10 protein-coding genes are annotated in these 12,459 nt (G+C 70.7%); 5 read left to right on the top strand and 5 right to left on the bottom strand.

Features of this window, described 5'->3' with window-relative positions; translation table 11 throughout:
• Positions 1-100: 100 nt before the first annotated feature.
• The gene (locus AC0NH5_RS23515; RefSeq protein ID WP_474407430.1) at positions 101-1,543 is read right to left on the bottom strand and encodes an NCS2 family permease; all 1,443 of its coding nucleotides are present in this window, start codon (positions 1,541-1,543) and stop codon (positions 101-103) included.
• Between the two features lie 203 nt (positions 1,544-1,746).
• Here AC0NH5_RS23515 and AC0NH5_RS23510 point away from each other — a divergent pair, with 203 nt between their 5' ends.
• A complete protein-coding gene (locus AC0NH5_RS23510; protein WP_474407616.1) occupies positions 1,747-1,953 on the top strand; it encodes a DUF2530 domain-containing protein in 207 nt (68 codons plus the stop codon).
• A gap of 2 nt (positions 1,954-1,955) precedes the next feature.
• Here AC0NH5_RS23510 and AC0NH5_RS23505 read toward each other — a convergent pair whose 3' ends face one another.
• Entirely contained in the window at positions 1,956-2,849 is an 894-nt protein-coding gene (locus AC0NH5_RS23505) for a DUF3027 domain-containing protein (protein WP_474407427.1), read from the bottom strand.
• A gap of 30 nt (positions 2,850-2,879) precedes the next feature.
• Here AC0NH5_RS23505 and AC0NH5_RS23500 point away from each other — a divergent pair, with 30 nt between their 5' ends.
• The 4 genes from AC0NH5_RS23500 (at position 2,880) to AC0NH5_RS23485 (ending at position 7,656) form a co-directional block, all read left to right on the top strand.
• Positions 2,880-4,547, top strand: coding sequence for an MFS transporter (locus AC0NH5_RS23500; protein ID WP_474407425.1), 1,668 nt, complete (start codon positions 2,880-2,882; stop codon positions 4,545-4,547).
• Positions 4,544-5,176, top strand: coding sequence for a futalosine hydrolase (locus tag AC0NH5_RS23495; RefSeq protein ID WP_474407423.1), 633 nt, complete (start codon positions 4,544-4,546; stop codon positions 5,174-5,176). The genes AC0NH5_RS23500 and AC0NH5_RS23495 overlap by 4 nt, the downstream gene beginning before the upstream one ends.
• A 105-nt stretch (positions 5,177-5,281) precedes the next feature.
• The gene (locus AC0NH5_RS23490; protein ID WP_474407422.1) at positions 5,282-6,445 is read left to right on the top strand and encodes an MFS transporter; all 1,164 of its coding nucleotides are present in this window, start codon (positions 5,282-5,284) and stop codon (positions 6,443-6,445) included.
• A gap of 614 nt (positions 6,446-7,059) precedes the next feature.
• Complete coding sequence (locus tag AC0NH5_RS23485; protein ID WP_474407420.1) at positions 7,060-7,656, top strand: TetR/AcrR family transcriptional regulator; 597 nt, start codon at positions 7,060-7,062, stop codon at positions 7,654-7,656.
• Here AC0NH5_RS23485 and AC0NH5_RS23480 read toward each other — a convergent pair.
• From AC0NH5_RS23480 to AC0NH5_RS23470, 3 genes are all read right to left on the bottom strand, one after another.
• Positions 7,641-8,990, bottom strand: a complete 1,350-nt coding sequence (locus AC0NH5_RS23480) for a GH1 family beta-glucosidase (protein ID WP_474407418.1) — start codon at positions 8,988-8,990, stop codon at positions 7,641-7,643. The genes AC0NH5_RS23485 and AC0NH5_RS23480 overlap by 16 nt on opposite strands.
• Before the next feature lie 70 nt (positions 8,991-9,060).
• Positions 9,061-10,257 (bottom strand): MFS transporter, encoded by a 1,197-nt coding sequence (locus AC0NH5_RS23475; RefSeq protein WP_474407415.1) that lies wholly within the window; start codon positions 10,255-10,257, stop codon positions 9,061-9,063.
• On the bottom strand, positions 10,254-12,293 hold the full coding sequence (locus AC0NH5_RS23470) for a hypothetical protein (protein WP_474407412.1): 2,040 nt from the start codon (positions 12,291-12,293) through the stop codon (positions 10,254-10,256). Before AC0NH5_RS23470 ends, AC0NH5_RS23475 begins: the two co-directional genes overlap by 4 nt.
• Between the last annotated feature and the right edge of the window lie 166 nt (positions 12,294-12,459).

Genomic DNA, 12,459 nt, shown 5'->3' with positions numbered 1-12,459 from the left:
AGCCTAGCTAATGAGCATGGCTAACGACATCGGAAAACCGCCCGTATGACCACCGTCACCGGCACGGTAGCGCAACCGGCGACGGTGGACATCAGCGGATTCAGAGGATCCAGGCCTCCAGCGGACCCCGGGCGAAATAGAGCACGAACAGCGCGGCGATCCCGTACATCAGCGGGTGGATCTCCCGCGCCCGGCCGGTCGCCAGCTTCAGCACGACATAGGTGATGACCCCGGCCCCGATGCCGTTGGAGATCGAGTACGTGAACGGCATCAGCGTCACGGTGAGGAAGGCCGGCACCGCGATCGTGTAGTCCGACCAGTCGATCTGGCGAACCGTGCTGATCATCAGGAAGCCGACCACCACCAGCGCGGTCGAGGCCGCCTCGAACGGCACGATCTTGACCAGCGGGGCGAAGAACATGGCGATCAGGAACAACACACCGGTCACCAGGCTGGCCACACCGGTGCGGGCACCCTCACCGACACCGGAGGCGCTCTCCACGTACGACGTGTTGCTGGAGACGCTGGCCGCGCCGCCGGCCGCCGCGGCGACCGAGTCGACCAGCAGGATCTCCCTGGTCCGCGGCGGCATCCCCTCGGAGTCGAGCAGGTCACCCTCCTGACCCACCGCGACCATCGTTCCCATGGTGTCGAAGAAGTCGGTCACCAGCAGCGTGAAGATGAACATCAGCACGACCAGCGGACCGGCCGTCGACCACGAGTCGAGCACGTTGAACTGGCCGACGAGCGACAGGTCCGGCGTGTCGATGATCTGGTCGGGCAGCGTCGGCACGTTCAGCGACCAGCCGTGCGGGTTCTGGATCGCCGGGCCCAGGTTCGCCACCGCCTCGACGATGATCGCCAGCACCGTGGTGCCGAGGATGCCGATCAGGATCGCACCCTTGACCTTGCGGACGAACAGCACCAGCGTGAACAGCAGGCCGAGCGCGAAGACCAGCGTCGGCCAGGTCATCAGCTTGCCGCCCAGGCCGAGCTCGACCGGGACGGTGGTGTTGGCGGCGTCCGGGACCCGGTGCACGAAGCCGGCGTCGACCAGCCCGATGATCATCAGGAACAGGCCGATGCCCACCCCGATCGCGGTCTTGAGCTGCGTCGGGACCGCCTTGAACACGGCGGTGCGCAGGCCGGTCAGCACCAGGACGGCGATCAGCACACCCTCGATGACGACCAGGCCCATCGCGTCGGCCCAGGTCATCTCGGGCGCGATCTCGTACGCCACCAGCGCGTTCACGCCCAGGCCGGCGGCCAGCGCGAGCGGGAAGCGGGCGGCGACGCCCATCAGGATGGTCATCAGGCCGGCGACCAGAGCGGTTCCGGCAGCGAGGGCGGCGATCGGCAGCTGGGCGCCGGTCGCGTCGGCGCCGCCGGCCAGGATCAGCGGGTTGAGCACCACGATGTAGGCCATCGTGAAGAACGTGACGACACCACCACGGATCTCACGACCCAGCGTGGACCCGCGCTTGGTTATCTCGAAGAACCGGTCGAAGCCGTTCCTCGGAGGCGATTCGATTTCTGTGGACATGTGATCGCATGCTTGCAGATGCCCCTACCTCGGGAAAAGCCAAGCGATGTTACAACTCTCACGCGCTACACCGATGCGGTGCGTAGTGGCCTTACCCTGGCGGAGTGAGTGACCTGTCTCCCGCCACGCACACCGGCGATCCGTTGCCGGCCCTCACCGTGGTGACCGGGACGAAACCACGGCCCGAGCCACTGGACCCGCCGATGGTCCCGTTCGCGCTGGCCGGCGTCGCCGCGTTCGCCATCGCCCTGCTGGTCACCTGGTTGTCCGGGGCACCGGATGAGTGGGTCGAGATCTGCCTGGCCGGCCTGGTCTGGGGTCTTCCGGGCACGCTGACCATGGTCGTGCACGACCGGAACCGCAAACGCCGTCGTGCGCTGACGCACGCGGAGTTCAGCGTCCGCGACTGACCTCAGCTGTGGCCGTAATCCTCGGCCGGCTCGCCCGACTCCACCGAGCCGTGCCCGCGGCTGACCGCCACGGCCTCGACCTCACTGTCGTCGTACACCGTCGGCAGCTCGTCGACCGGCTGCTCGACGGTGGCGAGCAGCGCCTCGGAGTGGGCGCCGCACCCGTGGTCGGCACTGACCGCCCGGCCGTCGTCCGGCGCGTAAAGGTTGCCGCAGACGCCGAACATCTGCCGCAGCGAACCCGCGAGCGGCAGGTAGAAACCACAGGAGCCGCACCGGGCGTTGCGCGGCGCGGCGGTCGAGATCGCCGCCTCCGGGCCGGACTCCCCGTCGTACCACCGCTGGGCGGTCTCCATCCGCCCTTCCTTCGACATCACCCGGGGCCGGCCCAGGCCGATCTCCCAGGAGACCTCCTCGACCGCGGCGTCGTCGCTCAGCACGTAGCCCGGGGTGAGACGGTCGTCGTCCGGCGCGGTCGGCATGAGGTCACCGACGCCCAGATCGCCCGGCTGCACCCGCTCGTTCCACGGGACCCAGCCGGGAGCGAGCAGCGCATCCGGGCCGGGCAGCAGCACCGTCTCGCAGACCGTGACGTGCCGGCTGCGGGGCACCCGGGTCACCGTCACCGCCCAGCGCCAGCCCTGATAGCCGTCCAGGTGGCTGTCGAAGAAGTGAGTCACGACACGGTCGCCTTCGGCGATCGCTTCGAGGTGGTCCCCGACATCACTCGGGTCCACTTCGGTGATGGCACCGCGCGCCACCCCGACGGCATCGGCACAGACCTGGTCGAGTCGGGCGGCGCGGGAAGTGGTCCGAGAGGTCACCCGCCCATTGTTGCCTACCGCACCGGCGGCCCCGCAACGACTCCCCAAAAGCACGGGCGCGGGAGGGGGCATCGTTCGCCCGCATCAGTCAGGATGGTTCCCATGCCGCTGCTTCCCACGCTCGGACGCACCGTCGGCACCGGCGTCAAGGCGGTGCGCCTGGTGGTGCGCGGCTCGGTGCGCGGCAGCGCCTGGGCCACCCGCCGGGTCGGGTCGGCGCGAGCCCGTGGCGCCGCCAACGAGGTCGGCATGATCCGGCTCTTCGACCTGCACGCGATCTCCTGTGCCGGCGACGCGCTCATCGCGATCGGCCTGGCCGGGACCATCTTCAGCGTCCCGCTCGGCGAGGCGCGCAGCAAGGTCGCCCTCTACCTGCTCATCACGATGGTGCCGTTCGCGCTGCTGGCGCCGGTGGTCGGCCCACTGCTCGACCATTTCCGCCACGGCCGGCGGTACGCGCTGGCGACCACCATGCTGGGCCGCGCCTTCCTGGCCTATGTGATGGCCGACAACCTGCTGGGCTGGGGACTCTATCCGGCGGCGTTCGGGGTGCTGGCCTTCTCCCGGGCGTACGGGGTGGCGCGTTCCGCCGCGGTCCCGCGCCTGCTCCCGGAGGGGGTCGCGCTGTCCCAGGTCGGCGCCCGGGCCAGCGTCTACGGCACGTTCGCCGGCGCGCTGGTCGCCCCGATCGGCCTGCTCGCGTTCAGGTTCGGGCCACAGTGGCCGCTGCGGGTCGCGGCGATCATCTTCCTGGTCGGGGTCGTGGTGTCACTGCGCCTGCCGCCCCGCGCCGACTCCGAGCCGCCCGAGGCGATGCCGCGCCCGTGGCGGGCCGTCCTGCGGGTGGGCCGCCGCGCCGACCGCCCGCTCGCCAACCGTCTGGTGCTGGCCACCCTCATCGGAAGCTCCAGTCTGCGTCTGCTCTACGGCTTCCTGCTGCTCTTCCTCACCTTCGCGATCATGGGCGGTGATCTGAACGCCACGGTGTTCGGTCAGGAGATGGCGCGGGGCGCCGCGGTCGGCGTGGTCGGTGCCGCACTGGTCCTCGGCACGTTCCTCTCCACCGCCGCCGGCACCGGCCTGACCATCCGCCGCCCTCTCGCCCTGCAGTCCAGCGGCCTGATCGTCACGGCCGGCGTGGCGGTCCTGACCACCGTCTTCTACAACCTCGCGATGGTCACCCTGCTGGCGCTGCTCACCGCGATCTTCAGCGGGATAGCGAAGCTGGCCGTCGATGCCAGCATCCAGGAACGCGTGCCGGAGAAGCAGCGCGCCACCGCGTTCGCGCACTCCGAGACGGTGCTGATGCTGGCCTGGGTGACCGGCGGCGGCATCGGCCTCATCCCGCTCTCCGGGCAGTGGGGTCTCGGCCTGGCCGCCCTGCTGGCGTCCCTCGCGGCCGCCCGCGCGGCGTGGGCCGCCGCCCGGCTGCACAACGAGCGGCTGGCCGGCCGGCCGGGCAGCGCGGAACCGGCGGGCGACGAAGCGATGACGGCGACCGACCCCTGGCCGGAGGCCCCCACCGTGCCGGAGCCGGAGCCCGGCCCCGCACCGGCGCCGACCCGGACGAGGCCATCGGGCACCACGCTGGCCGAGCCACCCGCCAGGTCCAGGTGGCGCAAAAGCAGAACCGAACCGAAAACACGCGAGGAACCGAAGACCAGGCAGGAGCCGAAGACCCGGGAGGAGCCGCGGCCGGTCGCCCCGCCCGGCTTCCACGTCTACCGGCCCTCCAGCGTCGACAAACCCGCGGACGGCGAGGACGCGTGAGCCCGTACCCCCTGCTCGTCGTCACCGCGGTGCCCGCCGAGGCGGACGCCCTGCGCAGCGGGATCGACCCGCACCTGATCGTGGTCGAGGCGGTCGGTGTCGGCCCCGCCGCCGCTGCCGCCGGCACCGCCCGCCTGCTCGCCGCCCGCTCGTTCCGCGCCGTGCTCAGCGCAGGCATCGCCGGCGGCTTCCCCGGCCGGGCCGAGGTCGGGGGCACCGTGCTCGCCTCCCGCAGCATCGCCGCCGATCTGGGCGCTGAGACGCCCGGCGGCTTCCTCCCGGTGGAGGAGCTCGGCTTCGGCAGCAGCCGGATCGACTGCGACCCCGCATTCCTCAAGGCGTTGCAGGCAGCCCTGCCCGGCGCGGTGACCGGCGAGGTGCTGACGTTGAGCACGGTGACCGGGACTGCCGGGACCGCCGAACGCCTGGCGGCACGCTTCCCGGACGCGGTCGCCGAGGCCATGGAGGGACACGGCGTCGCGACCGCTGCCGAGGGCGCCGGCGTGCCCTTCGCCGAACTGCGGACCATCTCGAACCCGGTCGGCCCGCGCGACCGGGCCGCCTGGTGGCTGGCCGACGCGTTCGCCGCGTTGCGGACGGCGGCACCCGCGCTGACTACCGTCGGGTGAACTTCCGGACAATCGGGCCACACTCGTTTACAAACAAGTGTTGATGTTGTTCATTACGCCCGTCATGCTGCGCTGACAGTCGTTGCCGACATTAAGCGAGGCCCGATGAAGGACATGAGCGCCGCCGCCCGGGCTCGTCTCATCGGCGCCGGCTATGCCGCTCAAGGCCTCGGCTATGCGGCTCTGGTCACCGCGCTGCCGGCTTTCAAGGACCGCCAGGACATCGACGACACCTTCGTCTCGGCGGTCCTGCTCGGCGTCGTCGTGGCCGCCGCCGGCGGCTCGATGCTCGCCGAGCGGATCGCCAACCGCTGGGGCAGCCGGTACGCCCTCGCCTCCGGCCTGCTGTTCATCGGCGCCGGACTCGGCGGCGCGACGCTGACCACCCCCAACCCGCTGTTCATCACGATCCTGCTGGCCTACGGCATCGGCCTCGGCGCCGTGGACGCCTCGCTGAGCATGCAGGGCGTCCTGGTCCAGGCCCGGCTGGGCCGCAGCGTGATGAGCCGCCTGTTCGCCTGCTACACCGCCGCCGCGATCGCCGCCGCCCTGCTGATGTCCGGCTTCCTCGAGATCGGCGCCGGCGCCGAAGCGGCCCTCGCGATCGCGGCGGCCTACGCGGTACTGATCGGCCTCCTCGGCTGGCGCGCCTTCGAGCCCGGCCGCACCCGCCGGGCTGCGATCGTGCACGCCGAGGACGGCCGCAGCATCCGTCCGGTGGTCTGGGTCTGCGGCATGCTGATCTTCACTGCGTTCCTGGTGGACTCCGCGGTGAGCACCTGGAGCTCGGTCTACCTGCAGGACTCGCTCTCCGCCACCGCTTCGGCCGCCCCGCTCGGCTACGCCGCCTACCAGGCCGCCGTGCTGGTCAGCCGCCTGGTGGCCGACCACGTGGTGCCCCGAGCCGGCCGCACGCCGATCGTCCTGGCCGCCCTGGCCACCTGCGGCGCCGGCTGCGGCCTGGTCGCCGTCCTCCCCACGGTCGGTGCTGCGGTCACCGGCTTCGCGATCGCCGGCATCGGCGTCGGCGTCCTGGTCCCGCTGGCCTTCAGCGCCGCCGGCGAGGCCGCCGCACAGAGCAGCGACGAGGTCATCGCCAAGGTCAACCTCTTCAACTACGGCGGCGCCCTCCTCGGCGCGGTACTCCTCGGCGCCCTCTCCGAACCGGTCGGCCTGCAGATCGCCTTCCTCATCCCGGTGGTAGCGGTGATCGCCACCCTCCCGCTGGCCCGCCGCCTGCGCACCCTGACCGTCCCCACCCCCGCCTAGCCCGCCTGCCCACCCACCTCACCGCCATCCAGCCGGCCGCCTGCCCACCCACCTCACCGCCGCCCACCAACGCTGAGCGGTCCACCGAACCTTTTCCACCCTTTTTGGTACGCGTAACCCTCGTCCCCGCCGAATCCAAGCGTCCCGGGCCTACCCCGCGACCTGACTGCCGGGCCGCGCCCGGCGACGCGACCGCCGGGCGGAGCTGCATTCCAGCGTGTGAAGTTGCGGTGCGAAACGAACCCGAACTTCACACGCTCGGCGGTCGACGGGGCAGCGTGTGAAGTTGCGGTGCGAAACGAACCCGAACTTCACACGCTCGGCGGTCGGCGGGGCAGCGTGGGGAGTTGCGGTGCGGGACGAACGCGAACTTCACACGCTGGGCGGTCGGCGGGGCAGCGTGTGAAGTTGCGGTGCGAAACGAACCCGAACTTCACACGGTGGGGTGGGCTGGAGTGGGCAGCTCCGCCCGGCGGTCGCGTCGCCGGGCGCGGCCCGGCAGGGAGGTCGCGGGGTGGCCACGGGACTTTGCATTGCTCGTACTAAATGAATGGGAAAAAGCGGGACCACCTCGGTTGTCGGGGGTGTCGGGGCGGGTGGCTACGCTCAGTTGTGTGCCGAGGTTGGTGGACCACGATCTGAGACGCGCCGAGCTGCTCGCGGCGACGTGGCGTGTGGTGCGGGCACGTGGTGTCGAGGGGACCACCACGCGGGCCATCGCCGACGAGGCCGGGTGTTCACTCAGCGTGCTCGCGCACTTTCTGGGCGGCAAGGACGACATCCTGGTGGCGGCGCAGAAGGCGGTCTACGACCGGATCGTCGAGCGGGCTTTCCGGATCGGGCAGAACCGGGACGGGCTGGCCGGGTTGCGGGCGGCTCTGGAGGCCGTGCTGCCGCTGGACGAGGAGCGGGCGGCCGACGCGCATGTGAATGTCGCGTTCGCCGGGGCGGCGCTGTCCCATCCCCGTCTCGCCGAGTCGCGCCGGCAGTCGCACCGGGACATCCGTGTGCACCTGCGGAACTGTCTGCGGGAGGCCCGGGAGACGGACGAGCTGCGGCCCGGCGTGGACGACGAAGCCGTGATCGACGACTTCATCATCCTGGTCGAAGGCAGCACGCTGCTCAGCCTGGTGGACGGCTGGGCCGAGGAGGGACGCGCCGAACGGCTGTCCCGCCTCGCGACGACGTTCGTGGATCAGTTGCGGCGCTGAGCCGCGATCAGGTCGCGGTACCAGTACCAGGAGTCCTTGCGGGTTCGCTCCAATGTCTCGCGGTCGACGTGGACGAGGCCGAACCGCTCGTCGTAACCCGCGGCCCATTCGAAGTTGTCGATCGCGGACCAGACGAAATATCCGTCCACGCGCACGCCCGCGTCGATCGCGTCGGCGACCGCGCGCAGGTGGGAGTCCAGATAGGAGATCCGGCGCGGGTCGTGGACACGCCCGTCCGGCCCGGGTGCGGCGTCGTGGAACGACGCTCCGTTCTCGGTGATGATCACTGGTGGCAGGTTCGGGTAACGGTCGCGCAGGGTCACCAGGATCTCGGTGAGGCCGGCCGGCACGATCGCCCAGCCGAAGTCGGTCCGCTCGTCGCACTTCACCGGCACCGGGGAGAACGGGAGCCCGTCCGGGATGTCGACCTCCAGCACCCCGGAGTAGTCCTTGCCGGCCTTCGGCGCCTCGATCATCGTCGGTTCGTAGTAGTTGACCCCGTAGAAGTCGAGCGGTGCCCCGATCAGCTCGAGGTCCCGGTCCAGCTGGGCGTCCGGCACCCCGACGCCGGCCCGGACCAGCTCGTCCGGATATCCGCCGCGCAGGATCGGGTCGGCGAACGTCCAGTTGGTGAGGTCGGCGAAGAGGCCGGCCGCCATCCGGTCCGCCTCGTCGTCGCTCGCCGGTGTCACCGGGAAGTGCTGATTGGCGACCCCGACCGTGGCGGCGCCGTGCGACCGCAGAACCCGCACGGCGAGCCCGTGCGCGAGCAGCTGGTGGTGGGCCACGGGCAGCGCCTCCAGCCCCAGTCCCCGGGCCGGGGCGTGATCGGTGAGCGCGTACCCGTAGAGCGTGTGCACGCTCATCTCGTTCATGGTGATCCAGTCCCGGATCCGGTCGCCGAGACGCACTGCGAGGGTGCCGGCGTAATCGGCCAGCCGGTGCGCGGTGTCCCGGTTGGTCCACCCGCCCGCGTCCTCCAGGTCCTGCGGCAGGTCCCAGTGGTAGAGCGTGGGGACCGGGCGCAAGCCGGCCGCCAGGACGGTGTCCACCAGACGGTCGTAGAAGTCGATGTCGGCGCGCACCCGGGTCCAGGAGAAGGAGAACCGGTAGTCGTGCGCCCCGGCGGCGGCGATGTGACCGATGTCCTCGGCGTACCGGTGGTAGTGGTCGATCGCGACCCGGGCGTCCTCGCCGTGCCGCACCACGCCGGGCCGGCCGGTGAAGGTGTCCCAGATGCTCGGGCCTTTCCCGTTGACCTCGGCCGCACCCTCGATCTGGTAGGCGGACGTCGACATGCCGAACCGGAAGCCCGGCGGGAACTGCGGGTACACAGTGGATCCTCTCGCGTCGAACCTGCGTGTGAACTTCGGGTGCGTATCGAGCCCGAAGTTCACACGCTTCTCACTTGATTGCGGTCAGGCGGGGCAGGCAGGCCAGTGCGACGAGCGCGAAGGCCGCCGTGACCAGGTAGAGCACGCGATAGCCGCCCAGCGCCGTGACGATCGGCGCGGCGAGCACCGGCGCGAGCAACTGCGGCAGGGTCCCGGCGATGTTGGCGACGCCCAGCATCGTGGCCCGGGTCTCGGCGTCCGGCAGCACCTGGGTGAGCACCGCCATGTCGACCGCGATGTACGCGCCCCAGCCGACGCCGATCAGCACCGACGCGGCGACCACCACCGGGACCACCGGGAAGAGCGCCATCAGCGTCGTGCCGGCGGCGAGGATCACCGCGCCCGCGGCGACGAAGACCTTGCGGCGTTCCCAGCGGTCCGACAGCACACCGCCGGCGAAGCCGAAGATGCCGGCGAAGAGCACGTTGACCACGGTCAGGATCAGGACCCAGCCGGCGGCGTCGGCCACACCGACCTGATCCGAGAGGTAGTAGAAGAGGTAGACCAGGACCAGCGCGTTGACCAGGTTGAGCAGGAAACGGATCAGCCAGGCCCAGGCGAACCGGGTACCCGGCCGCCGCAGCGCGGCCCAGTGGGCCGGCTCCCGCCGGACGCCGGCCGCGTCCTTGTTGATCAGGACGAGGGCGGTGCCGAGGAGTGGCACCGCGATCGCCACCGCGATGTAACCCGGCGCGCCCTGGCCCACGGCGACAGCCACCGCGGTGCCCAGCACCACGCCGACGATCTGAGCCACTCCGAAGAGCGCGCCGACCGTGCCGCGCTGGCCCTCGGGGACCCGGTCGCCGATCAGCGCGGCCAGTGCCGCAAGCGGTCCGTTCAGTCCGATCTGGACCAGGATCCAGCCGGACACCATCGTGGTGGTGGTGTCCGCTGCCGAGAGCACCAGCAGGCCGGCCACCCCGATCACGACGCCGGCGATGAAGATCGGCATCCGCCGGGAGCCGATCCGGTCGGACAGCGCGCCCCAAAGTGGGTTGGCCACCATCGAGGCCGCGGCGCCCCAGGCGGTGACCAGGGCGAGCAGCGCCTCCTTGCCGTCCTCGCCGGCCAGCCGGGCCGCCTGCTCGGGCAGCAGGATCTGGATCGGCCCGAACCAGCCGGCCGCGACGCCGATCATGGCGAGCGCGTAAGCGACCATCCAGCGGCGCCGGACCGGCGCCGCTGGATCGGCGGTCACCAGACTCACAAGCGAGCCTTCTCCCACATCACCGTGTAGGCCTCGGCGCCGCTGAGCAGCTGCTTGCGGAGGAGGGCGGCATCGGATCCCGACTGGTTGATCAGGTCGACGATCCAGTCGGCGTAGAGGCCGTACTGGGCGACGCCGTCGGTGTTCAGATCGAAGGTCCGCGAGCCGTAGACGTGCCTGCTCACCGTGGTGCCGTTGGTCGCGGTGAACGGGTAGGTCAGCGGGCTGGAACCGGCGTTCAACCGGGGAGCGGCCTGCGGGCCCAGTCCGTTGACGTCGGTGCCCACCCCGTACCCGGCGATCTTGGAGCCGTTGGTGAGACCCCTGTTGGTCCGCCACTCCTCCAGGAAGGTGGGCGTGTCCTGGCCGTCGTCATGCGCCGAGAACGCGTAGCTCGCGACGAACCCGCCGACCCCCAGGATCCGGTTGATCATGCTCGGGTCGGACCAGCTGTGCACGGAGGTGACGCCCGGGTATTTCGCCTGCTCGGCGAGGTCGAGCACGGCGGACGCGGTCTTCACGCTCATGTGGTCGACGTGGATGATCATCCCGCGGTCCATCATCTGCTCGATCAGATATCTGCCGAGCGGGGTGAGACCGCGAACGTTGCAGATCTTGCCGCTCGGGTAGACCGGCAGGATCGCTCCGGCCGGCAGGTCCACGCCGAGCTGGAGCAGCTTGGCGAAGTCGTCGCTGACCAGCGGCTGCTCATTGTCGGACGGGCCGGTGCAGCTGGTCGCCTGCCACCAGTGGCCGGTGGAGATCAGGTTGCCGACGTTCACCGCGGCGCCGGTGACGCCCTCGTCGAACCGGGTGCCGCCGAACGCGTTGTCGAACTTGTGCACCGGGTAGAGACCGCTGACGCCCATGCTCTCCAGCTCGTCGAGCCCGGCGTCGATCTGCGCCCTGGTGCACTGCGGCACGTCGTTGATCTCGCGGCATCCGAAGAGCTCGGAGTTCTCCACGCCGATGGTCACGGCCAGCTTGCCCTGAGCGGCGATCTGGCGCACCTGCGCCGGGGTGGTGGCCAGCCGGAACCAGCCCTTGCCCGGACCGCCGCTGCGAGCGTCCACATAGTCCTGCATCTTGCGCAGGTAATCCGACTGCGCGCGGATCTGGTCCATCTCGTCGCAGGAGGTGTGCTCCAGGGTCAGACCGCAGATCACCCGGTTCGCCACCAGCAGCACGTTCATCACCCGCTGGCCGGACCTCCAGGCCCGTTCCAAACTGCGGAAGTACGAGGCCTCGTGCAGCATCGTGTCGTGCTGCGGCCAGTCGTTGAAGGTGGGCCAGCCGTCCTCGGCCGAGTTGATCGGGTCGGTGCCCGCGATGATCGCTTCGAGCAGGGCGCCCCAGCCGAGAGTCGCGTGCGAGGCACAGCCCTTCAGCGCGACCGGCGCGCCGCCCGGGGCGTACGCGTCACCGCAGTGCAGTGATCCACCGAACGCCTCGGCCGCGGTGATGTGCGCGTGGGCGTCGATCCAGCCGGACAGCTTGCCGCCGGCGTCGACGCCGGGGGCGGGAGTGCCGCTCACCCCGGTGGTGATGTCCGGGATCGCGGCGCACCCCGAGGCGGGCGCGAGCGCGACGGTGGAGCTGGCATTCCCCGCGCCGAGCCCGCCGAGGTGGACGCCCAGCTGCTGCCCGGTGGCGGTGTTGAGGAAGCGGTATCGGCCGTCGGCCCTGCTGACCGTCCAGTCGGCCCGGTCCCCGTACGCGTCGCCGGCCCACACCCAGCCCAGCACGCTCTGGTACGGCGGCTTGCCGGTGGAGTCCCGCAGCAGGTAACGCCCGAGCTGGGTGGCCTCGAACCGGAACGGTTCGGCGCTCGCCGCCGTGCCGGTGAAGCCGTAGCCGACCGAGTCCCGGCGTACGTAACCGCGTGAAGTGGATCCGTCGAAGACCTGGAGGCTCACGCACGCGCCCTCCAGGTCGTTTGCAGGCGTCCAGCTCGCGGCCATGGCGGCGGGCGCGGGCAGCCCACCGACGAGGCCGAGCACCAGGACGCCCGCGGTCAGCGCACGAAGTCGCGACACGGGACACCCCCTTTGATCGATCATCTGATCCAACAAAGGCGAGTGTAAGAAGCGTCACACCAGAGATCTAGAGGCGAAGATGAATCTTTTTTCTTTCGCATAGCCGGGTGTGTGGAGCTGGACAGCGGGGCGACGAGCCACTCATCCCCGGACGCGGCTAGCGTGA

Source organism: Actinoplanes sp. 13, from assembly GCF_056134165.1.
The sequence above is the reverse complement of the archived record's forward strand: the minus strand, read 5'-3'. Positions and strand labels throughout refer to the sequence as shown.